Consider the following 21,731-nt stretch of genomic DNA (forward strand, 5'->3'; position numbering starts at 1 on the left):
GTACGACGGCGCGGGGTCGTCGGGTCGGGTCGCCGCAGGGGCCTTCCGTCAGCGAGCATTGCCGTCATGAACGTCGTCGATCGCCGTCGGTCCGTACGGCTGGGCGCCGCCGCCGCCCTGCTGGTCACCCTCGTCGCGCTGCTGCTCGCCCCGGCGACGCCGGCCAGCGCCCACGCCGTGCTGGTCAGCAGCAGCCCGGTCGCCTCCGCGGTGGTGCCGCAGGCGCCGGCCGAGGTGGTGCTGACCTTCAGCGAATCCGTGCGCAAGGTGACCGGCAAGATCCGGGTCATCGCGCCGGACGGTTCGCGGGCCGACCGGGGCGAACCTGTCTTTCAGGGGGCGGTGGTGACCATCCCGGTGGACCAGGGCGGCCCGCGCGGCACCTATCTGGTGAGCTACCGGGTGATCTCCGCCGACAGCCACCCGGTCTCCGGCGCGTTCACCTACTCCGTCGGTGCGCCCTCGCCACCGCCCACCGACACCGGCTCGGACAGCCGCGCCGACCGGCTGGTGGACATCGGGGTGAAGGTCGTCAACTACCTGGGCTACGCGGGTCTGCTCCTGGTGGTGGGTGCCGCGCTGGTGCTCGCCGCGCTCTGGCCGTACCGGCTGTCCCGCAGCGGCCCGGCCCGGCTGCTCTGGGCGGGCACCATCCTGCTGGCCGTCGCCACCGCGGCCGAGCTGTGGCTGCAGGTGCCGTACACCGCCGGGGGCGGGCTGTTCGACGTCACCGGCGCCGGCCTCGGTGAGGTGCTGGGCAGCACGTACGGCACCGCGCACCTGGTCCGGTTGGGGCTGCTCGCGGCGGCGGCGTTCCTGCTGCGTCCGTTGACCCGGGGGCCGGTCGGCCGCACCGACGGGATCATCCTGGCCGTGCTCGGTGTCGCGACGTTGTTCACCTGGCCGCTGGCCGGTCACGCCGCGGCCTCGCCCGCGCCGGCCGTCTCGGTGCTGGTCGACGCGGTGCACCTGGGCAGCATGGCGGTCTGGTTGGGTGGTCTGGTGATGCTCGCCGGGTTCCTGCTGCGCCGGGCCGACGAGCGGGAGCTGGACGCGATCCTGCCGATCTGGTCGCGTTGGGCGGCGCTGGCGGTGGCGGCGCTGCTGCTGGCCGGCACCGTGCAGGGGCTGATCGAGGTGGGCACCCTCGGCGCGTTGGTCGGCACCGCGTACGGGCGGCTGCTGCTTGCCAAGATCATCCTGTTCGCCCTGGTGATCGGGGTGGCGGCGTACTCCCGGGCGCTGGTGCGTCGGCGGACCGCGGCCGGCCGGCCGGCGCGGGTGCGGCGGGCGGTCGGGGTGGAGTTGGCCGTCGCCGCGGTGGTCCTCGGGCTGTCCGCCGTCCTGGTGCAGACCACCCCGGCCCGGGTGGCCACCGGTGACGTGGCCGGGACGGCCAACGCCTACTTCTCCACCACGTTGACCAGTCCGATCTACTCACTGCAGGTGGAACTGGACCCGGCCGAGCGGGGCAACAACTCGCTGCACCTGTACGCGTACACGAAGGACAACCGGCCGCAGCCGGTGGCCGAGTGGCGGGCGACCGCGGCGCTGCCGTCGGCCGGGATCGAGCCGATCGAGATCCCGCTGCTCCCACTGACCGACAACCACGCGACCGGGGAACTCAACTTCCCGGCGGCCGGCGAGTGGCAGTTGCGTTTCACCGTCCGCATCTCCGACATCGACCAGGCCACGGTGACCGTCACCGTGCCGATCACGTAACCGAGAGGTACTCAACCAGATGATCCGTCTCCGGCGCACCGCAACCGCCGCCGTCCTCGCGCTCACCGCCGCCACCGCCGCCGTGCTCGGTCTCGCCGGGCCCGCCTCGGCGCACGTCACGGTCAACCCGAGGGAGGCCACCCAGGGCGGCTACGGCCGGTTCGCCTTCCGGGTGCCGAACGAGAGCGACACCGCCTCGACCAACAAGCTCGAGGTGGTGCTGCCGGAGAACGCCCCGGTCGGCTCGGTGTCGACGATGCCCGTACCCGGGTGGACGGTCGCGGTGGAGAAGCGCAAGGTCGACCCGCCGATCGAGGTGCACGGCAGCCAGATCACCGAGGCGGTCTCCAAGCTGACCTGGACGGCCACCGGCGACGCGGCGGTCAAGCCGGGGCAGTTCCAGGAGTTCCCGGTGTCGATGGGGCCGCTGCCCAAGGTCGACCGGATGGTCTTCAAGGTGCTCCAGTCGTACACCGACGGCAACGTGCAGCGGTGGATCGAGGAGCCGGTTGCGGGCGGGGAGGAGCCGGAGAACCCGGCGCCGGTGCTCACCCTGACCGCCGCCTCGGCGTCGCCGTCCGCGCCGGCGTCGGCCCCCGCCGCCCCGGCCGCGGCGGACGACGATGACGACGACTCCACCGGCGTGGCGACCGGCCTGGGGGTGGCTGGTCTGGTCGCCGGGCTCGCCGGTCTGGTCCTCGGCGGGCTGGCCTTCGCCCGTACCCGGCGGCAGCCGGCCGCCGGATCCCCGGCCGAGCCCACCGCCTGATCCACGCCACCCGCGCCGGCCCGTCGGACCTGTCCGACGGGCCGGTCCCCGTTCCCCCTCGGACCTGCCGATATCCGCAGATCGGCGCGGTGTCGTCGGTAAGGTCGGCCGGGTACCTGGTCACTGAGGGAGACGGAACGGATGCGGTTCGTGCGGGTGTTTGTCGGAATGCTGTTGCTGGTCGTCGGGATTCCGGTCCTGCTCGCCGGTGCCGGCCTCAGTGTCGCCGCCGGGCGGGCGGCGGCCGACGGGGCGTTCACCGCCCGGGTCGAGCCGCTGCGCACCCCCGGGCGGGCGGTGCTGGTGGCGGACGTGGACGCGCTGCTGCGCGCAGAGGCGCCGTTCACCCGGGTCGGTCCGTCCCGGTTGCGGTTGACCGCCCGGACGGCCGACGGCCCTGCCTTCGCTGGCCTGGCCCCGACCGAGGAGGTGCGGCGCTGGCTCGGCCCGTTCCCGCACGCCACCGTGGACCGGGTGGCGGTGGCCCGCGGTCCGTTGCCGGTCCGGCTGACCGACGCGGCGTCCGCGCCCACCGGGTCGGTTCCGGCCGCCCCGCGCGAGGCCCGCTTCTGGGTACGCGAGGGGGTCGGCGCGATCGAGTGGAGCCCTGCCGAGCTGGCCGGTCGGCGGCTGAGTCTGGTGGTGATGCGCCCGGACGGCGGGGCGGACCTGAGTGTGGACCTGCGGGCCGAGTTGCGGGTCGACTGGCTCCGGCCGGTGGCGTGGGCGCTGCTCGCCGCCGGGCTGCTGCTGGTCGGTCTGGCGATGCCGGCGCTGCTGTGGCCGTTGCGCCCGCGTGAGGTGGTCTTCGTGGTGGAACCCGACCAGGTGCCGGTGCTGGCCGGCCGGCTGGGGGTCAGTTCACTCAGCGGGCTCGGTGCCCCGCGCAGACCGGAGCCCGAGCGGCAGTTGGTGGCGGTCGGTACGGCGGACGGGGCCCGCCCGGCGATCGGGGCGGCCCCGGCCCGGCGACCGGGCAGCCTCGCCGACCTGCCGCCCTGGCCGCCGGAGCGTTCCGGGCCGACGCCGGGGCCGGTGGACCGGAGCTGAGCGCTCCGGACCGGTCACCCGGGTGGGACGCTGCGGGGCCGGTGACGCGGGCGGCCCTCCGCGCTGCCGACACGGAGGGCCGCTCTCACCGGGGGATCGGTGCTGATGTGGTCAGATTAGCGGCGGAAAATCGCTCATGGAAACCTCTGTCCAGTTGGTGCGATTTTATCCGCGGGGCGGGAGCCGGCGGACCGGCAGCACCACCAACAGCGCCAGAGAGAGCAGCACGTACTCGTTGCGCAGCAAGAAATCCCACGGCGTGTCGGTACGCGCCGGAGCCACCCCCCAGTCCTGGAAGGACACCACACCATAGATGATCAACGCCGTGGTGCCGACCGCGACCGCGAGGAGCGTGCGTCGGCGGCGGAGCCCTTCGGCACTGCCCCGGTCGGCGTCCAGCGCCGCGTCTACCAGCACCACCACCGCCGGGATGAACCAGTAGATGTGGTGCGTCCAGGTGATCGGGCTGATCAGGCCGCCGACCAGACCGGTGAGGGTCAACCCGGTCAACTCGTCACCGGCCCGCACGGCCCGGGCAGCGCGGTGCAGTCCGTACCCGAGCACCACCGCGACCAGCGCCAGCCACAGTAGCCGGTTCGGCGCGGCCGGCACCTCGATCCGGCTCAGCAGCCCGAACAACGACTGGTTGCCGGTGTAGTCGGTGCGGCCCACCCGGTTGGTCGCCCAGAGCTCGTGGGTCCAGAAGCGCCAGGAGTCGCGCGGCGCCACCGCCGCCGCCAGCAGCGTCGCCGCCGCGGCCGTCGCGCTCGCCACGGCCGCCGCCCGCCACCGCCGGGTCGCCAGCAGGTAGACGATGAAGATGCCCGGGAAGAGCTTGAGCGCCGTGGCCAGACCAACGCCCACGCCGGCCCAGCGCCGCGCCTGCGGTACGGCGAAGAGCAGGTCGGCCAGGACCAGCACCACCAGCAGCATGTTGATCTGGCCGAAGGTGATCGTCTCCCGGGTGCTCTCCACCGCGAAGACCAGCAGCACCGCCACGACGAGTGCGAACACCCGGGGCAGTCCGTGCCGGGCGGTCACCGGGGCGACCAGCCAGCGGGTCGTGACGACCACGCCAAGGGCGGTGAGCGCCGTGAAGACCGCCACCACGGCACCGAGGCGCAGCAGGCCGAACGGCCACAGCAGCAAGGCGCTGAACGGCGGGTAGGTGAAGTAGAGCTCACCCTGCACCCGGTCCGGCTGCACGTAGTCGTAGAGCGGGTTGCCGGCCCGCCACCAGTCCACCGCCCGCATGTAGATCTTGAGGTCGAGGAAGTCGTGGCTCAGGCCCGGTAGGTAGAGCGCCGGCAGCACGGTCGCGAGCGCCAGTACCGTGACGACCCGACGGACCGTACGGCCCCGCTGCTCGTCGGTGGTGACGGCAGGCGACGCGACGGATTCGGCTGGCACGGGGAAACCCTAGCGGTCTCCTCCGCCGACGGTGCCGAGGCGCGAGCACCCGGGCGGCGACTACTCTGTGGCGCGTGGCTGACCAACTCGTCTGGATCGACTGTGAGATGACCGGGCTGGATCTCGGCAGGGACGCGCTGATCGAGGTCGCCGCCCTCGTCACCGACGCCGACCTCAAGGTGCTCGGCGAGGGGATCGACGTGGTCATCCACGCCGACGAGGCGGCGCTGGAGGCGATGCCGGAGATCGTCCGGACCATGCACGGCAAGTCGGGGCTGACCGAGGAGGTCCGCCGCTCGACGGTCACCCTGGCCGAGGCCGAGGACATGGTGCTGGCGTACGTCACCCAGCACGTCAAGGATCCGCGATCCGCCCCGCTCTGCGGCAACTCGATCGCCACGGACCGCGGCTTCCTCGCCCGGGACATGCCCCGCCTCGACGCCCACCTGCACTACCGCATGATCGACGTCTCATCGATCAAGGAGTTGTGCCGGCGCTGGTACCCCCGGGTGTACTTCGGGCAACCGCAGAAGGGGCTCGCCCACCGGGCGCTGGCCGACATCCGGGAGAGCATCCGCGAGTTGGAGTACTACCGGCGCACCATCTTCGTGCCGCTGCCCGGCCCGGACGTGGAGACCGCGAAGGGAATCGCCGCCGGGCTGTAGGCGGGCGACCCGGCTCCGGCGGGGTGTCGAACCCGCTGGACGGAGCCGGCGCCGGTGTGGCTATTATTAGTCCGCACCCGCCCGGGCGACCGGAGCGGAAGGCATGGTGGCTGTAGCTCAGTTGGCAGAGCACCGGGTTGTGGTCCCGGTTGTCGTGGGTTCAATTCCCATCAGTCACCCCAACGACGAAGGCCCCCTCCATCCGGAGGGGGCCTTCGTCGTCCGTCGCCGGTCAGGGGGTCGGCGTGGCGCTCTGCCCACCCTGCTCCGCGTCGGGCGTCGGGCTCGCCCCGTCACCGGTCGCGGCCCCGCTGTCCGGCTCGTACGGCAGGGCACTGCCCTTGACGTACTCGTCCCAGCTCATGTTCCAGTCGGTCCAGCCGTTGCCGTTCTGGAGCTTGCGCTCGGTGCCCTTGACGGTGATCGGGTCACCGATACGGGTGTTCGCGAACAGCCACGCCCCGTCGGCCATCGAGACGTTCACACAGCCGTGGGAGACGTTCTCCCGGCCCTGCACACCCTCGGACCAGGGTGCGGCGTGGATGAACTCGCCGCCCCAGGTGAGCCGCTGGGCGTAGTCGATCTTCGTCCGGTAGCCCTCCTGGGGGCCGAGCTCGTCCAGGGTGTCGAAGACCGTCTTGCGCAGCTTCTCGATCACCACCATGGTGCCGCTGGACGACGGGGTGCTCTTCTTGCCCAGGCTCACCGGGATGGTCTTGACGACCTTCCCGTCCCTGGTGACCGTCATCCGCTTGGTCTTGTTCTCCACCTGCATGATCAGCGACGGGCCGATCTTGATGTCGACCGTCAGGTCGGAGCGGCCGTACCAGCCACCCCCCATGGGCAGGCCACCGGCCTGCACCCGGTACGACACGGTGCTGCCCGGCCGCCAGAACTCCTTGGGCCGGTAACGGACCTCGGTGGGGCTCACCCAGTGCCAGATGCCCTCCTGCGCCGGGGTGGCGGTGACGCTCATCCGGCGCTGGACGTCGTCGCGGTACTGCTCCGGGACGTCCCGGCCGAAGCGGACGATCAGCGGCATGCCCACGCCGACGACCTGGCCGTCGCCGAGGAAGCTGGTGATCCGGACCTGCTTGGCGGGCTTGGCCATCACGGTGAAGGTGCTGGTCGCCGTGGCCGGCTTGCCGTCGTCCCCGGTCGCGGTCACGGTCGCGGTGTACTTCCCGCCGTACTCCAGCGCACCGGCGGGCAGCCAGCTCTGTCCGTCCGCGGCGAGCGTGCCCTTGACGGGGGTGCCGGCGGCGTCCTTGAGTTCGACGGTGGTCTGCTCGGCGTCCTTCGTGGTGAAGGTGATGCCGGTGGAGGCCGGGACGTCGGTCGCGTCCGCCTTCGGCTCGGTGATGGTGGCCGAGGCCTTGGCGTCGCTCTCCTGCGCGGCGCTCTGGCCCGGCGAGGGCTTGTCGCCCGAGGAGCCGGTGCAGGCGGAGGTGAAGGCGAGCGTGGCGGCGAGCAGCCCCGCCGAGAGCGCACGGCGCCGCCCGGTACGCCGAGTCAGCCGGTCGTGGGTAGCTGGCATTATGTCCTCACAGTCGTGATCCCCGATGCCCCCCATCCTTACCCACAGACGCACGCGGGTGCCCAGGGGTTGCGCGGCGCGCGACGGCGACACGCCGTCGGTGGGCTGCGGCGACCGGCGCACGCGGGGCAGGGCGGGGTGACGTTCGTCTCCACCGGCGCCCGGACGCCCTCGGCACGGGGGCGGGCCAGCGGTCGCCGACCCACCCCGCAGCCCTTAGATCAGCGGACCGGAGCCGCCCCGCGGCACCGGCAGGGCGCTGCCCTTGACGAACTCGGACCAGCTCAGGTCCCAGGCCGTCCAGCCGTTGCCCGGCGCGAGCCTGCGCTCGGTGCCCTTGATGGTGATCGGATCACCGATCTTCGTCTGGTCGAACAGCCACCGGCCCATCGCCATGGACACGTTGACGCAGCCGTGCGAGACGTTGCGTCGGCCCTGCACCCCCTCGGACCAGGGCGCCGCGTGGATGTACTCGCCGCCCCAGGTCAACCGCTGTGCGAAGTCGATGTCAACGCGGTAGCGGTTGTCCGGGTCCGGCGCGTCCATGGTGTCGAAGACGGTCCTCTCCTTCTTCTCCATCACCACCATCGTGCCGCTGGAGGAAGGGGTCTTCTTCTTGCCCAGGCTGACCGGGATGGTCTTGACCACCTGGCCGTCCTGGCGCACCGTCATCTTCTTGGTGGCGTTGTCGACCGTCATCTCGAACGCCCGGCCGATCTTGGCGGTGGCCGACCGGTCGACGTTGCCGTAACGGCCGTTGCTCAGCGGAATGCCGGCCAGCGCGATCCGGACGTCCAGCGTGGTGCCCGGCTTCCAGTAATCCGGAGCGCGGTAGTAGGCCTGGGTGCCGTTGGAGACCCAGTGCCAGGCGCCCGGCTGTGGCGGGTCCGTCCGGACGAACATCCGCTTCTGCACCGCCGCGCGGTCCTTCTTCGGGATACCCGGGTGGAACTCGACGACCACCGGCATGGCAACGCCGTACGTCCGGTCGTCGAACAGGTAGAGACCGGAGCTGATCATCGACTTCGGCTTCGCCATCGTGGTGAACGTGCTGGTGCCCTGCCGGGCCTCACCATCGGACCCGGTGCCGGTCACCGTCGCCGTGTAGCGGGTGCCGTACTTCAGCGGAGCCGACGGCACCCAGGCGGAACCGTCCACCCGCAGCTTCCCGTCGACTCGCTTGCCGTCGGCCGAGGCCAGGGTCACCGAGGACACCTTCCCGCCGCCGGGGACCGTCGCGCTGATCTCCGTACTGACCGGCTTGTTCTTCGACCCGTCGGCCGGGACGACCGCCAGGCTCTCGACTGCGGCGGATGGTGTCCCGCCCGAGGGCGCCGACGGCGGGGTGCCCGTCCCCGTGCCCGTCCCCGTGCCCGGGGTGGCGCTGCTCCCGCCGACGAACTCGGCCTGCTTCTCGGCGTCACCGCACCCGGTCAGTGCCAACGACGCCACCAGAGCCAGGGCGCCCACCTTCGCCCCGACCCGCGTGAACCTGCCCATTCCCACCTCAGTTCTCGCGTGCCTGGCGACATGGTGCCGTATCGCCGTCACCTACTCGGCCCCGCCCAACCTGGCTATGGGGTGTTTGCGAGCATCTGCCCGATAAGCTCAGCCGAAGAGGGGAGGAGGGGACCCGATTTGGAAGAGCGCTCGGGGGCCGTGTAATCTTCTCCCCGTTGCCAACGAGCGCCGCTAGCTCAACTGGCAGAGCAGCGGACTCTTAATCCGCGGGTTCGGGGTTCGAGTCCCTGGCGGCGCACCAACGAGCAAGGCCCTGACCTGGTGGTTCACACCTGGCTGGGGCCTTTTTCGCGTACGCCGGTGGTGGGTGGTTGCTCGGTGGGTGCTCGGGAGCCGTTGGACCCTGCCGGCGATGCGGGGACCGGCCGTTACCGGTGCGACGCGGCCTGGAAGGGAGGCGATCACCGATGGGCGATCATGGCCCGGTCGATCTCGTCATCTTCGACTGTGACGGGGTGTTGGTGGACAGCGAGCCGATCGTCAGCAGGGTACTCGCCGACCGGATGCGGCAGCTGGGAATCCAGATCACCGACCAGGAGTGCGCCAGTGCGTTCGCCGGGCTCGACCAAGCGGCGGCGGCCCGGCTGATCGCCGATCGCCTTGGCAGCGCTGTGCCTCCCGGTTGGTTCGACGCGCTGACTGTCGCGGTTGATGCCGCGCTGCGCGCCCAGGTGGCGCCGGTGCCCGGCATCCTGCCGGTGCTGAGCAGCTTCGGGTCCCCTTCTGCGTGGCGTCGAACGGGCGGCCCGAGAAGGTCGCGTTGACCCTGGGCACCTGCGGTCTGGCGGCGTACTTCGAGGGCCGGATCTTCACGGCCGCCGAGGTCGCCCGCGGCAAACCGGCTCCTGACCTGTTTCTGCTGGCCGCGTCCAGGATGGGCGTCCCGGCTGCCCGCTGCGTCGTTGTCGAGGACAGTGAGTCCGGGGTGGCGGCCGCACGTAGCGCGGGAATGCGCGTGCTGCGGTACGCGCCCGACGGCTTTGCGCCGGGGTCGGTTGGAGCCTTCAGGAGCATGGCGGAGTTGCCTGCGCTGCTCGGCCTTGCCAACGGCAACGGGAGCATCTCGGTACGCGGCGACAGCCAATGAGGACGGAAGATCGACGGCTGGTCACGGTAATGTCATGCCCATGGGTTCGACGGCGCGAAGGGTATCGCTGACCGGCATCAAGCCGACCGGTGAGCCGCACTTGGGCAACTACATCGGCGCGATCCTGCCGGCGCTGCGGTTGGCCGACAGCTACGAGTCGCTGTATTTCATCGCGGACTATCACGCGCTGACGACGATCCGCGACCGTGATCAGTTGCGGCACTACACCCGCTCCGTGGCGGCCACCTGGTTGGCGGCCGGGCTCGACCCGGATCGCACCACGTTCTACCGCCAGTCGGATGTCCCGGAGATCTTCGAGCTGAACTGGATCCTGGCGTGCATGGCCAGTAAGGGCCTGATGAACCGGGCGCACGCCTACAAGGCGGCGCGTGACCGTAACCGGGAGACCGGCAAGGAGGATCTTGACGCCGGCGTGAACATGGGCCTGTTCAACTACCCGGTGCTGATGGCGGTCGACATCCTCATCATGGACGCCGATGGGGTGCCCGTGGGTCGCGACCAGGTCCAGCATGTCGAGTACGCCGCGGACATCGCTGGCAGTTTCAACGCCGTGTACGGGGACCGGTTCAAGTTCAAGATCCCCGCTGCTGTCATTCCGGATGAGGGGTCGGCGCACACGCTGCCCGGCACCGACGGACGCAAGATGAGCAAGTCGTACGGCAACACGATCCCGCTGTTCGCGCCAGAGCCCAGCCTGCGGAAACTGATCCGGCGTATCCCGACCGACAGCGTGCCGGTGGAGGAACCGAAGGACCCCGACGCGGCTGCCGTTTTCAAGCTGCTTGAACGGTTCGGTGCGGCTGACGTGGTCACCGAGACACGGGCGCGGCTGTCGGCCGGTGGGATGGGCTGGGGAGAGGTGAAGGCACAGCTCGCCGACGCGCTTGTCGCTGAGTTCGCGCCGCTTCGGGAGCGCTACGAGGCGTTGATGGCGCAGGGTAGTGAGCTGGACGACCTGCTTGCCCACGGCGCGGACAAGGCCCGGAAGCAGACCAGGCCATTGCTGGAGCGGGTGAGAGACGCCATCGGCATCGGATAGCTTGGGCCCCGCCCGTCAGACGAGTGCGTTGACCACCTGGTCGGCGCAGTGCCAGGCGGTGGTCCATTTTCCGGGCAGCGCGACGAGCAGGTTCCCAGTGGGAGTCCACCCGTCCGGAGGTCGTCGGAGGTCCACGACAAGGCTGGATGGATCGGCATGCGGGCTGGTCGGCTCGCACACGGTCCCCCAGATCAGGCTGAGGTCCGGGCGGGACTGGCTGAGAGGACGTCTGATTCACGTATTTTGTGTGTGTTGTGGTTTTAGGGGTTCTCGCCAGGTTGGGGTGTTTTCGGCGGTGAGGCGTTTGGCGAGGTTGTCGATCATGGCGATGGTGATCATGCTGGCGGAGTTGTCGGGTCGGGCTTCGTAGTCGCGGACGAGACGGCGGTGGTGCATGAGCCAGCCGAGGGTGCGTTCGACGACCCATCGGCGCTTGACGACGCTGAAGCCTTTGACCTGTGGGTCTTTGGTGACGATCTCGACGTCGACGCCGAGGGCGGCGCCGTGTTCGACGACGCGGTTTTTGAAGCCGGCGTCGACCCAGGTCTTGGTGAGGGTGGGGTGGGCGGTGGTGGCCTGGTCGAGCAGGTTGATGCCGATGGTGTTGTCGCTGGTGCTGGCGGCGGTGACGATGACGGCGAGGAGCAGGCCGAGGGTGTCGGTGATGATGCCGCGTTTGCGGCCGACGATTTTCTTGCCGGCGTCGGTGCCCTGTGTGGACAGTGGGACGTTGGTGGAGGTCTTCATGCTTTGGCTGTCCATGATGGAGGCTGTGGGTGTGATGGTGCGGCCGTGGTGGTCGCGGACGAGGCCGGTGAGCTGGTAGTTGAGTTCGGTGAAGATGCCTTCTTTGCTCCAGGCGGCGAAGTAGCCGTAGACGGTCCGGTACGGCGGGAAGTCGTGGGGCAGGTAGCGCCAGGCGATGCCGGTGCGGTTGACGTACAGGATCGCGTTGAAGATGTCGCTCAGGTCGTGGGTGGGGGCGCGGCCGCTGACGCCGGCGTCGGTGCGGGCCTGTCGCCAGGCGGTCAGGCGGGGCGCGATCAGGGCCCAGCGGGCGTCGGACAGGTCGGACGGATAGGGTCGCCGTTCGGTCATGCAGCAGGCGTACGGTGTCGGGGCGACGGCTCGACGGACGTCATGTCCGTCGATGTGGGGGCGAAAGTGAAGCAGACACGATCTCGGGGTGAAATGCGCTGAACCCGGGCAGCCCTGCGTACACCGATATGTTCTCTTTCTTGGTCGGGTCGGACATCTCGCGCTACTGAGGTCGAGACGCGAATCGACCCCTACTGGCTCGAAGGTGAAACAAACGTCCAGTGAGACGGTGTCGTGTTGGGTAAGCCCACGCGGATGCCCCCACGATCCGGACTGATGGCGAGAAGATCGCCTACGGCTTCCACAACCCCGAAGAGCCCTCAAAGGTTCTTTCGGTCGCCCTCGCCCATGAAAGCCCTTACCGCACTTCGTATTGCGTCAGCGTGAAGATAGATATCGTCAATAGAGTCGATCAGATGGCGAGTCTCTGTCTTGTTGGCGTCGAACGTCCCAACGTACTTCCGGGTCTTTCCGTTGAAATGCAGTCGCGCAATGGGTTTGCGGTTATTGTCGTCAAGAATGACCGCGAAGTAGGGCTTGGCGTCACGGCCCACAATGCGTTGGGGTTTGACCTCGCTGCATGCGATTGCCTTGATGATCTGGTAGCCGGTAAGTTCTTCAAGCGTGGTTTCCACCTCCGTATCGCGTGCGACATCGCTCAACGCGACCTCTTCGCTCTCGAGCACTTCGGAGGGGGTTTCGGTGGTCTGCTTGGGAAGGCTTGTGTAGAGTGCACCCTTCAGTCGTTCGTTCACTTGATCTCTGACGAACTGCGAGGCGGCCTTGGCAACGAGTGACCTGAACTGTTCACGCCTCTTTTGAGTGAACGAACCCTCGAACACTCTCGTCGCGAAGAATCTGACCCACTCATCCTCAGGGTCCTTGAACTGCGCCGCCATCGAACGCTTGATCTGGCCGAGATATTTCAACTCTTCGGCTGCACTGATGATGGAGTCGAGATCGAAAACTTCCTTTGTGAGCTTCCGCAATTCCGGCAGGAGGGTGTCGTCGATATCTTCCAAATCCAGCACGAGGAAGGGCTTGGTATCCATCTTGTTTGGGGCATCGAGATCGGTGTAGAAGTGGTAGACCTGACCATTGGTGAGGGCGGCGATCCGTGCATTCGTAACGGAGAAGTATCGATAAAGCTGAGATGCGTGTTCAATCTTGAGGGAGTCGCGCGGCTGCTTGCATTCGATGAGGATCTGTACCTCACCGCCACGCATGATCGCGTAGTCTACCTTCTCTCCTTTCTTGGTCCCGACGTCGGCGGTGAATTCCGGTATGACCTCCAGTGGATCGAAGACGTCGTAGCCGAGGATCATTGAGATGAACGGCATGACGAAAGCATTCTTGGCAGCTTCTTCCGTCTGAATTGCGTCTCGCTGGTTCCGGACCTTCGTGGCGAGCGCGGCGACCCGTTCATCGAAATCCATTAAGCATACTCCTTCTTGTGAACAGATGAGAAAGGTGCCGTATGCATACCTGTATGCCCCTGCCCTTGACGAGTCGGAGATCCAGGGCAACGACCGGATGCTACCGAGCGATCGTGTAGCGCGAAGCCCCAAAGAGGACCGACTAGCCTCTCCTTTCGTCGGTCCGATGCGACGGAAAGGGCAGGTTTGCAGCGTCGCGGTCGTGAGTAAGATGCGCTACCGACTGGAGGCACATGAGGCTGCACTAATCGCCGCAGAGAACGACGCGTCGCGCGCCACCTAACTTGAACTGGTAATGCCGGCGGCACTACCAGCGGGGGCAGGTCTACCGTTCGGTCCTGCCGGTCAGGATGACTCGGCGTCGGCGCTGGGTAGGGCGTCGCTGCCGCAATGGCCGTCGCAGAGTGGTTGCGCCCACTTGGCGGTGTACTGGAGGCACTCCTGCAACTGGTGGATGTCGACGTCGTCCCTTTGGAGCTTTTCCTCCGAGCCAGACGGCGAACTGGGCGTAGACGCTGCGCCGAGGGCCACCACTGCGCTTGGTGATGAGGCCGGCAAGGTAGTGCAGGTGATCCCACAGTGGCCGTTTGTCTTCCAGGTAGGGGTCGTAGTTCGTGACCTCGCAGGTCGGGCACACGTAGGCGCTCGGTCGCCGGCCTTCCAACGCGGCGGGCGCGTTGCTGTTCCTGCCGTTGCTTGAGGTGTCGCGCCGCTGCCCGGGGCAGTGCGAGCTGTTTCAGTGGCTGGCGACCATGGAGACCTCGGCGTGGTTGCGCCAGCACGACCTGGCGCTGCTGCGTGCCGACGGCTACGGCGTTTGGCTGGAGGACGGACGATGCCTGCGGTTCCTGGTCCATGTCGACCGTGGCCCGGTCGGTGACGTTGTCGCCGAGCATGAGCGGCGGACGTCGGGGCTGGGTGGACTGCTGACCGGCTATCGGCGTACCGACCGAGCGGTGCCCGTCGCAGCGGTGCTGATGATCGCTCAGGACGCCGAACGGGAAGAGCACCTGCTAGATGACCTGGTCCGCAGTCCTATGCGACCGCGGATTGCGGTGACCACCAGGGAGATGCTGTATCGGTACTGGCCCAATGAGCAGGTGTGGAGGCTGCCGGGCGAGAGCGGCAAGCGCCGCCTCATCGAGGTCGGATCCTAACCTCGCCACGTCGCGATGTTTCGACCGCCACCAACGTGCTCATTTTGGCAAGGCAAGCGGCGTGGTGCTGGAGCCAACGGCGTCCCGTTGCCGTACTACCCCTACGCTGGCGGGATGAGGGAACCCAGTGCGGACCGGAACTACGCCACGCCTGACGACCTTCCGCTGTCGGCTGTGCTACCTGAACTACTGCGGAGCGTGCGTGAGGGGCAGGTCGTCTATCTGAGTGAGCGGGACGAGCCGGTGGCCGCCATCGTTCCTCTGGAGGTGGCGAGGGCGGGGCTGGCGGCCCTGGGCAGGTCCGACGAGGGTGCCCGGTGAGAGCCCTGTCCGGTAGGTGCTGATGAACCGGCATGCAGCGGCACGGGCCGAGGCGATCCCTGACGCGATCCGGACGGACGTGGAGACGTTGTGGCGCTACCACGACATGCACCACGAGTTGCGCCCGTGCGACGTGGGGATCGGGTTGGGTAGTCATGATCTCGGCGTGGCTGTCATCGCGACCCGCTTGTTCCACGAGGGCCTGTTCCCATGGATCGTGTTCACTGGCGCGAACGCCCCGACGACCGTCGAACGGTTCCCACGGGGTGAAGCGGTGCACTATCGCGAGTACGCCATCGAGCAGGGCGTACCTGCGGAAGCGATTCTCGTGGAACCGCGTGCGACGAACACCGCCCAGAACCTGGAGTACTCGCGCAAGCTCCTCACTGAACGGCAGATCCCGGTGCAGTCGGTTCTGATCATGTCGCGGCCCTACCAGCAGCGTCGGGCCTACGCTACGTGCAGGCTGATGTGGCCGGAGGTCGACGTGGTGTGCGCGTCGAACCCTCTCGAACTGGACGACTACGTGCGCAGCATCGGCGACCTGCGGCGGGTGGTGGACATGCTGGTGGGCGACACTCAGCGGATTGAGGTGTACGCCGAGCGCGGCTTCGCAGTCCCGCAGGAGGTGCCCGGCGACGTGCGAGCTGCCTTCGAGCGCCTGGTGGCGGCCGGCTACACGAGTCGGCTGATCTGAGCGCAGCTACCAGCGTGGGCCTCCCGACCGGACGCCCATCCGGTCACTGAGTTCGACGGCCAGTCGGGGTGGTCGAGGCCGGGTGAGGATGTCCCGGACGAGGTCGCGGGAGAGCCGGTGGTAGCGTACCTGGTCCGGGCCGATGACCTCGGCGTCCAGGAGCGCGGCGAGCGCGTCGTCGATGCGGTTCCACCGGGCGAGGGCTCGGGCGGTTTCGATGGCGTGCCTGACCTGCCGCTCGACGGGCAGGGCGCCGGTGTCGAGCGGAGCGCCGATGGCGATGGCGCGTTGCACGTCGCCGAGTTCCATCGCCACGGTCGTCTGGTGGATCGACACGTTGGTCGGCCCGAACGCGGTCCACACGTGGTTGCCATCGGTGCCGAGCCGCTGTGCGGCGGCATCGGCCTCGGCGATGTGGGTATCCGCAGAGGAGCGGTCGTCGTCTCGGGCGGCGGCCAGCGCGCAGACGAGGTGCAGGCTGCCGTAGACCGACAGCAGTTGCGGCGTGGGCTTGGCGAGCTGTGGTTCGAGGAACTGCGCCGCCGTGGCGGCGAGGCCGCGGGCCTGGGCGTATTCGCCGATGGATGCCAGCGAGTGCGCGGCAGAGCGGCTGAGTGAGCCGATGACGACATGGTCGTGGCTGGAGTTGGCGGCGGCCAGACCTCGACTGGCGGCGGTCCAGGCGAGGTCGCCTTCGCCGAGCTTGGTGAGGAACAACGCGGCGAGTTGGTGGGCGTAGGCGGTCATCGCGTGCGCGCGCTCGCGGTCGTCTCCGTGGTACGCCTCGGTGGCGGTGAGGCAGTCGTGGATCAGGTAGGGGAGCCGGCGGGCGAGGGTGCCGTAGCGCGAGTGCTGGTAGGCGGTCCAGATCTCGGCGACGTCGTTCTCGATCTCACGTAGGGCGGGGGCCTCGATGACGGCCGTGCTGGCCAGCGTCGGCGCGAGGTGCCGGTAGTCGTGGAGTGCGGCGCGCAAAGCGGGGATGGTCTCGCGACCTGAGTCGTCGGACCACTCGAACAGGCGCGGTGCGCCGATCAGGTCCCCGAGGGATACGTCGAGGGCTTTGGCGATCGAGCGGATGACCGACAGTCGGTCCAGGTCGGCCCGGTTCGTCTCGACCTTGCGTAACCACTCCGGTGTCTTGCCGACCAGACCGGCCAGCACTTCTTGGGTGAGGCCTCGCCTGCGCCGGTAGAAGGCGACGCGCTGGCCGATCGTCATGTCGTCTGTCATCCCTCGCACACCGTCTACCTTGCCCTTCGATGACCGCCGGACCCGGTACGGATTTTCCCGGTCTTCCGTACCGCTCGCCCCTACGTTCAGTTCACCCCCGATAACCGGCGCGTGTCGATGTTGATGTCGGGGATGGCTGACAGGGAGCTGCAGATGGAGGGATCGATGACGGGCACACTACGGCGCGGCATGGGCCGCCAAATCGGTCCGTCCAGAAGCGAACTGACTCGGCGTCTTCCCCACCTGCGTACTGCCATGAGGGCTGCGTGGGTGGGTGATCGGCGGTTTGCTCCCAGCCGCCGTGATGCGGCGGTGGGCTCGCCTTTCCCCCGGCGAGCCCACCGCTCATCGTCTGGGATGGCGGTGGCGGCATGACGGTGTACGTCTCGCGTAACGCGATGGCCGGTCGGTGCTGGCGCCCTGAGCCCGGGTGGACGTCCTCGCAGGGGCAGGTATGGCCCGCTGATCCGCCACTGTTCACCTACGTGTGGCGTCGGCTGTTCGAGCAGCAGGCCCGCGAGGGCGGTCGTCGGTGACCGGGCCGCGGCGCCGTGGTGTGGCGTACCGGGGCGCGCCGGCCGGGGTTGAGCATCTGCCGATGCGTCCGCTGTGGCTGTGCCGCCGGTGTGGGCAGCCCTGGCCATGCGGCGCGGCGAAGCTCGCGCTCCTGGCCGAGTACCGGGAAGTGCCGGTGAGCCTGTTCCTCTACCTGGCCGGCTGCCTGCACGACGCGATCGACGATCTGCACCGGCTGAACCCAAGCGTGACAGGCAGCGCCGCGGACATGTTCGACCGGTTCCTCGGCTGGCCCGCCCGCCACACCCACGCCTACGGCGTCGGTAGCACCACGGCCGTCAGGATCGAGGAGGCATTGTCGTGACCGGCATCGGCCTCATCAACGCGACCGGCCAGCCGGCGATCGCCAGCAGTTTCCACACCCTGGTCGTGCAGCCGACCAGCTTCTGCAACCTCGACTGCACCTACTGCTACCTGCCCGACCGGAGATCCCTCCGCCTGATGGGCGGCGCGGTCGCCCAGGCGTGCGCGGAGTCGATCGCCCAGCAGAACAGCGGTCATCCGGTGAGCGTCGTGTGGCACGGGGGCGAACCCACCGCCACACCCATCGGGCTGTTCCGGGAGCTGTTGGCCCCGTTCGAGGAACTGCGGCGTGCGGGGCTGGTGCGTCACGAGATCCAGACGAACGCGACGCTGATCAACCGCCAGTGGTGCGAGCTGTTCACCGCTTACGGGTTCGAGGTGGGTGTCAGCATCGACGGACCGGGCGCGTTGAACCGAAACCGCCTCGACCGTGCCGGCAACCCGACAGACACCAGAACCCGGCGCGGGATGCAGACCCTGGCCGACGCGGGGCTGGGGTACTCGGTGATCTGTGTGGTCACACCGGAAACCATCGACCACACCGAAGCCCTCGTCGACTTCTTCACCGGCCTGCCTGGCTGCGAGTCGGTGGGCTTCAACATCGAAGAGCAGGAGGGCGCCGATCGGGCACCGGTGTCGGAGGATGCCGCTTACCGGTTTTGGCAGCGCCTCATCGAACGTCGCGTCGGCGGCAGCCCGCTGCGGATCCGCGACCTCGATCGCTTGGCCGACCATCTCGCCGCGACCCGTGCCGGGCACTCGACCACGCGCCGTACGAGCCGATCCCGACAGTCTCCTGGGATGGGCAGGTGGTGTTGTTGTCACCGGAGCTGCTCGGCATCACCGACTCGCGATACGGCGACTTCGTCGCGGGAAACGTTCTGCACCAGCCGATCACCGCCATGCTCGCCCGCGCCGGCGACCTGCTTTACGTCAACGAGTTCGTCACCGCCCTCAATGACTGCGCCAACCACTGCGGCTTCTACGAGTTCTGCCGTGGTGCCCAGGCCGGGAACCGCTACTTCGAGCACGCGACGTTCACCGTCCGTGAGACCACCTACTGCCGGACCACCCGACAGGCTCTCGTCCGCGCCGCCGCGGACCATCTCACCCCTCAAGGAGGACGATCATGACCAACGCTCTCGCGGCCCTCGTCAACGCCGAACCGGAGCAACTCGCCCGCCTCGGTGTCGACCCGGAGCGGTCGGTAACGTCAATCGACGCGGCAAAGTTCGACAACCGCCCCACCTGGGACAACCGAGGAAAGTTCGACAGCCGGCCCGGCTGGGACAACTGGAACAAGAAGAAGTAGCCCCCGCCACGGGACGCGCGGCGTGGCGTGCCCACCCCGCGCCCACACAGGTTGAGGACACATGCGCACCACCACGATCGGCGACGTGAAGGTCTTACTGCCGGACCTCGAACCGGACGACCTCGACAACACGACGAACCTGGCCGACGGCCTCACCGAGGCCCTCGTTGAGGGCGCAGCGTGGCACGGCTCGCACCTTGAGGACGCCCGCATCCGCAGCAGCCTGATCACCGGCGTGGACCTGAGCGAGAGCACCTGGGTGGCCGGCAGCCTCTACGGCTGCGAGATCACCCGCACCGACTTCTCCGGCGCGACCCTGACCGGCATCACCATCGACCGGTGCGCCATCACTGGTTCACGGTTCACCGGCACCCGACTCACCGACGTACGCCTCAAGGACGTGCTGTTCGACGGGTGCCGCTTCGACTACGCCACCTTCCACCGCGTCACCGCCGCCGGCTCCGTGGCCTTTACCGACTGCACCCTCGCCCACGCCACCTGGTCCACCTGCCGCCTCCCGGGCATCGCGCTGCGGTCCTGCAACCTGGACGGCATGGAAATCGACTCCTGCCATCTCGAAGGCGCCGATCTGCGGGGCAGCCGCCTCCGCGGACTCAAGACGGCCCTCGACAATCTGCGCGGCGCCACGATCAGTCAGGATCAACTGCCCGACTTCACCAAGCTGACCATCGACGCACTCCACCTCGCCGTGCGCGACGACTAAATCTGTGGAGGCATCGTGCTCGTCGGACCCACCGGCAGCCCGGACACGATCCTCGTCTGCATCCGGGGCAACTCCGGTTCAGGCAAGAGCAGCATCGCCCGGGAGCTACGGCGTCGGCACGGCCGGGGCTGCGCCCTGGTCGAGCAGGACTACCTGCGCCGTGTCGTGCTGCGCGAGCGGGACAAGCCCGGCGGCGCGGCCCCCGCGCTGATCGCGCAGACCGTCCGGTTCGCCCTCGACCACGGCTACCACGTGGTGCTGGACGGCATCATGCACAGCGACCGCTACCGGGACATGCTGACCGCCCTGCGTGACGACCACCGAGGGCGGTCGCTGTTCTGCTACCTCGACGTGTCCCTGCCCGAGACGCTACGGCGGCACCTGACCCGCCCACAGGCCAGCGAGTTCACCGCCGAGCACATGAGCGGCTGGTACGTAGCCCGGGACGTCCTGGGCTGGCCCGACGAACTCGTCCTGGCGGAGACCACCACGCTCGAAGAGGCCGTCGAGGTCATCGCCGCAGCCGCCGGGCTACCCCAGACCGGACGGAACGACGACCTGCTGCCGATCGTTTCGTAACCCCGGCGCTCCCTTGTGAGGATGGGCGAATGCCAGCCGTGCCGCTCGGCTCAGCTGGCGAACATCATCCGTTCCGGGAAGTCGCCAGCGGAGCGCCGCGCGTTTACGATCTTGGCCGTGATGGCGCTCGCAGCGGCGTTGAAGTCACCGTCTTGGACCCGCGCCTCAAGCGTGTGCGGATCAATCGTCAGCACCCGGTCGAACCTGTCCTCGAACCCGAACTCGTACCGCACCTCGTCCACGGATGCCTCGATACGACGTGCGACCACCATCATGCCCATGGCGCTATTCTCCGAATCTCGCGTAGTCCTCGTACGTGGGGTCGGGAATCGACGCCTCCCAGTTCGACACCCGGTTGGCGGCGAGATGAGCCTCCCGGTAATCCGCCTGCGGATGCGCCTGGTAGTACCGCGATTCTGCCAGTTCGTGCTCCAGTAGCCTGTAGTCCTCCGGCAGCTGGTCGCCCCGTCGCAGGCGCAGCCACGCCTCGGCCATCGGCGCGCTCGGGTCGTACTGTTGGCGGACGATCCCGCCCGCGTAGTCGTCCATCGGGTGCTCTTCGAAGAAGATGTGCCGGCGGATCTGCTCGATCTCCTGGAGCGAGAAGCCCCGGGAACCATCGAGGCGAGGCGCGTCAGTCAGATTGCGGGCGATGACCCCAGCGTCGTCCTGCTGTCGGATCGCCGTATACGCCTCGCTGGCCCAGCGCTCCTGACGTTCGTAGTCGGCAACGTTGCGAGGGCGGGTGGTGTGGCCTCCGTGGACTCCGAGCCCGTCTTCGGTTGCCCTGCCCGGACGGCCGTGAGGTGCGTTCGTGAGCCGGCTCAACGCCTGTTTAAGGCTCTCGATCAGATCACCGAGTCGGCGAATTTCCGGCATCAACCGCTGCAGGCTTGCCAGCAGCCCCCGCAGCAGTCGGGCGATTCGCGCTGCCCACGCCGCCACCGTCGTTGTCCCCTGCTCCACGACCAGCGGGGCGGCGAACCCTGCCGTGACAACCATCTCGCCTGCGTACACGATCAAACGGGAGACGCAGGTGGCGATGGCGTCCCGGACCAGCAGCCGAACGGCAGCGACGAGGCCGGCCGCGCCTTCGGTGGTGGCGGCGAGGGTGTCGGCGCCTTGGGCGAGCCCGATGATGGCTTGCTGCTGTTCGCTGGCCCAGGCCCGGTAGGCAGGGCCGGCGGTCCCGCCCCACTCTGCGACGTCAGCCCGGACGGAGGTGGACAGCGCGGCGACTTCCTCGCGGAGCGACGCGGCAACGTTCCGCCAGGTCTGGGCGTGCGCGGTGATCTGCGCTATGTCAACCACCTTGACCGCGCTGTGCTTCCGCCAGGTGAGCGAACTCGCGCATCGAAGGCGCCACGCTGCCGTTTTCCACCTTGATGCGATCTGGCGTTGCCGCGCTACGGCGTACTACCAGGCGGGTGCAAGTCAGCTTGTTGAGGGCGCGCAGTTATGGTTCCAGCTGCTG

22 protein-coding genes, 2 tRNA genes and 2 pseudogenes are annotated in these 21,731 nt (G+C 68.5%); 18 read left to right on the forward strand and 8 right to left on the reverse strand.

Going from position 1 to position 21,731, the window contains the following annotated elements:
* The first annotated feature begins 57 nt into the window (after positions 1-57).
* From E1166_RS09725 to E1166_RS31890, 3 genes and pseudogenes are all read left to right on the forward strand, one after another.
* Positions 58-1,722, forward strand: coding sequence for a copper resistance protein CopC (locus tag E1166_RS09725; protein ID WP_207914136.1), 1,665 nt, complete (start codon positions 58-60; stop codon positions 1,720-1,722).
* A 19-nt stretch (positions 1,723-1,741) separates the two neighbouring features.
* Positions 1,742-2,491, forward strand: a complete 750-nt coding sequence (locus tag E1166_RS09730; RefSeq protein ID WP_132337721.1) for a YcnI family protein — start codon at positions 1,742-1,744, stop codon at positions 2,489-2,491.
* A gap of 660 nt (positions 2,492-3,151) precedes the next feature.
* Positions 3,152-3,376, forward strand: a pseudogene (locus E1166_RS31890) (hypothetical protein); the annotation flags it as partial.
* Positions 3,377-3,706: 330 nt separating this feature from the next.
* On the opposite strand, the gene E1166_RS09740 reads toward E1166_RS31890, so the two are convergent.
* A complete protein-coding gene (locus tag E1166_RS09740) occupies positions 3,707-4,951 on the reverse strand; it encodes a glycosyltransferase 87 family protein (protein WP_132337725.1) in 1,245 nt (414 codons plus the stop codon).
* 74 nt (positions 4,952-5,025) lie between these two features.
* Here E1166_RS09740 and orn point away from each other — a divergent pair, with 74 nt between their 5' ends.
* Entirely contained in the window at positions 5,026-5,616 is a 591-nt protein-coding gene (gene orn / locus E1166_RS09745) for an oligoribonuclease (RefSeq protein WP_132337727.1), read from the forward strand.
* A 106-nt stretch (positions 5,617-5,722) separates the two neighbouring features.
* A tRNA-His gene (locus E1166_RS09750) sits at positions 5,723-5,798 on the forward strand.
* A 50-nt stretch (positions 5,799-5,848) separates the two neighbouring features.
* Here E1166_RS09750 and E1166_RS09755 read toward each other — a convergent pair.
* Both E1166_RS09755 and E1166_RS09760 read right to left on the reverse strand, forming a co-directional pair.
* On the reverse strand, positions 5,849-7,153 hold the full coding sequence (locus tag E1166_RS09755; protein WP_132337729.1) for an Ig-like domain-containing protein: 1,305 nt from the start codon (positions 7,151-7,153) through the stop codon (positions 5,849-5,851).
* 216 nt (positions 7,154-7,369) lie between these two features.
* Positions 7,370-8,653 carry an Ig-like domain-containing protein gene (locus E1166_RS09760; RefSeq protein WP_132337731.1) on the reverse strand — a complete coding sequence of 428 codons (1,284 nt, stop codon included), beginning with the start codon at positions 8,651-8,653 and terminating at the stop codon, positions 7,370-7,372.
* Between the two features lie 186 nt (positions 8,654-8,839).
* Between E1166_RS09760 and E1166_RS09765 the strand changes: the two genes are divergently transcribed.
* From E1166_RS09765 to E1166_RS09775, 4 genes are all read left to right on the forward strand, one after another.
* Positions 8,840-8,915 (forward strand) — tRNA-Lys (locus E1166_RS09765).
* Between the two features lie 133 nt (positions 8,916-9,048).
* The gene (locus tag E1166_RS31895) at positions 9,049-9,438 is read left to right on the forward strand and encodes a hypothetical protein (RefSeq protein ID WP_243710267.1); all 390 of its coding nucleotides are present in this window, start codon (positions 9,049-9,051) and stop codon (positions 9,436-9,438) included.
* Positions 9,435-9,761 carry an HAD-IA family hydrolase gene (locus tag E1166_RS31900; protein ID WP_243710268.1) on the forward strand — a complete coding sequence of 109 codons (327 nt, stop codon included), beginning with the start codon at positions 9,435-9,437 and terminating at the stop codon, positions 9,759-9,761. The genes E1166_RS31895 and E1166_RS31900 overlap by 4 nt, the downstream gene beginning before the upstream one ends.
* Positions 9,762-9,801: 40 nt before the next feature.
* Positions 9,802-10,821 (forward strand): tryptophan--tRNA ligase, encoded by a 1,020-nt coding sequence (locus E1166_RS09775; protein WP_132337733.1) that lies wholly within the window; start codon positions 9,802-9,804, stop codon positions 10,819-10,821.
* Positions 10,822-11,055: 234 nt separating this feature from the next.
* Here the strand turns inward: E1166_RS09775 and E1166_RS09785 are convergent, their stop codons facing one another.
* Together E1166_RS09785 and E1166_RS09790 are read right to left on the reverse strand one after the other, a co-directional pair.
* The gene (locus E1166_RS09785) at positions 11,056-11,919 is read right to left on the reverse strand and encodes an IS5 family transposase (protein ID WP_132337735.1); all 864 of its coding nucleotides are present in this window, start codon (positions 11,917-11,919) and stop codon (positions 11,056-11,058) included.
* Positions 11,920-12,239: 320 nt separating this feature from the next.
* Entirely contained in the window at positions 12,240-13,355 is a 1,116-nt protein-coding gene (locus E1166_RS09790; protein WP_132337737.1) for a type I restriction endonuclease, read from the reverse strand.
* Positions 13,356-14,032: 677 nt separating this feature from the next.
* Between E1166_RS09790 and E1166_RS09795 the strand changes: the two genes are divergently transcribed.
* The 3 genes from E1166_RS09795 to E1166_RS09805 all read left to right on the forward strand — a co-directional run bounded on the left by E1166_RS09795 (position 14,033) and on the right by E1166_RS09805 (position 15,530).
* Positions 14,033-14,512: a hypothetical protein gene (locus E1166_RS09795; protein ID WP_207914129.1), complete on the forward strand. Its 480-nt coding sequence runs from the start codon at positions 14,033-14,035 to the stop codon at positions 14,510-14,512.
* Between the two features lie 114 nt (positions 14,513-14,626).
* Positions 14,627-14,833 carry a hypothetical protein gene (locus E1166_RS09800; protein WP_132337739.1) on the forward strand — a complete coding sequence of 69 codons (207 nt, stop codon included), beginning with the start codon at positions 14,627-14,629 and terminating at the stop codon, positions 14,831-14,833.
* Between the two features lie 16 nt (positions 14,834-14,849).
* Positions 14,850-15,530: a YdcF family protein gene (locus E1166_RS09805; RefSeq protein WP_207914130.1), complete on the forward strand. Its 681-nt coding sequence runs from the start codon at positions 14,850-14,852 to the stop codon at positions 15,528-15,530.
* A 6-nt stretch (positions 15,531-15,536) separates the two neighbouring features.
* On the opposite strand, the gene E1166_RS09810 is transcribed toward E1166_RS09805, so the two are convergent.
* Positions 15,537-16,763: a helix-turn-helix transcriptional regulator gene (locus E1166_RS09810; RefSeq protein ID WP_207914132.1), complete on the reverse strand. Its 1,227-nt coding sequence runs from the start codon at positions 16,761-16,763 to the stop codon at positions 15,537-15,539.
* A gap of 371 nt (positions 16,764-17,134) precedes the next feature.
* On the opposite strand from E1166_RS09810, the gene amcA (E1166_RS32665) reads away from it, so the two are divergent.
* The 6 genes and pseudogenes from amcA (E1166_RS32665) (at position 17,135) to E1166_RS09835 (ending at position 20,257) form a co-directional block, all read left to right on the forward strand.
* Positions 17,135-17,299 carry a multiple cyclophane-containing RiPP AmcA gene (gene amcA, locus E1166_RS32665; RefSeq protein ID WP_347813017.1) on the forward strand — a complete coding sequence of 55 codons (165 nt, stop codon included), beginning with the start codon at positions 17,135-17,137 and terminating at the stop codon, positions 17,297-17,299.
* Positions 17,296-17,643 carry a hypothetical protein gene (locus E1166_RS09815; protein WP_132337741.1) on the forward strand — a complete coding sequence of 116 codons (348 nt, stop codon included), beginning with the start codon at positions 17,296-17,298 and terminating at the stop codon, positions 17,641-17,643. The genes amcA (E1166_RS32665) and E1166_RS09815 overlap by 4 nt, the downstream gene beginning before the upstream one ends.
* Positions 17,640-18,775, forward strand: a pseudogene (gene amcB, locus E1166_RS32670) (cyclophane-forming radical SAM peptide maturase AmcB). Before E1166_RS09815 ends, amcB begins: the two are co-directional and overlap by 4 nt.
* A complete protein-coding gene (gene amcA / locus E1166_RS09825; protein ID WP_132337743.1) occupies positions 18,772-18,954 on the forward strand; it encodes a multiple cyclophane-containing RiPP AmcA in 183 nt (60 codons plus the stop codon). The pseudogene amcB and the gene amcA (E1166_RS09825) overlap by 4 nt, the downstream one beginning before the upstream one ends.
* A 61-nt stretch (positions 18,955-19,015) precedes the next feature.
* A complete protein-coding gene (locus E1166_RS09830; RefSeq protein ID WP_132337745.1) occupies positions 19,016-19,678 on the forward strand; it encodes a pentapeptide repeat-containing protein in 663 nt (220 codons plus the stop codon).
* A gap of 15 nt (positions 19,679-19,693) precedes the next feature.
* On the forward strand, positions 19,694-20,257 hold the full coding sequence (locus E1166_RS09835) for a kinase (protein WP_132337747.1): 564 nt from the start codon (positions 19,694-19,696) through the stop codon (positions 20,255-20,257).
* A gap of 50 nt (positions 20,258-20,307) precedes the next feature.
* Here E1166_RS09835 and E1166_RS09840 read toward each other — a convergent pair whose 3' ends face one another.
* Positions 20,308-20,538, reverse strand: coding sequence for a hypothetical protein (locus tag E1166_RS09840; protein ID WP_132337749.1), 231 nt, complete (start codon positions 20,536-20,538; stop codon positions 20,308-20,310).
* 4 nt (positions 20,539-20,542) lie between these two features.
* Positions 20,543-21,568, reverse strand: coding sequence for a WXG100 family type VII secretion target (locus E1166_RS09845; protein ID WP_207914133.1), 1,026 nt, complete (start codon positions 21,566-21,568; stop codon positions 20,543-20,545).
* Between the last annotated feature and the right edge of the window lie 163 nt (positions 21,569-21,731).

Origin of the sequence: Micromonospora sp. KC213, from assembly GCF_004348325.1 — a bacterium.
GTDB lineage: Bacteria > Actinomycetota > Actinomycetes > Mycobacteriales > Micromonosporaceae > Micromonospora.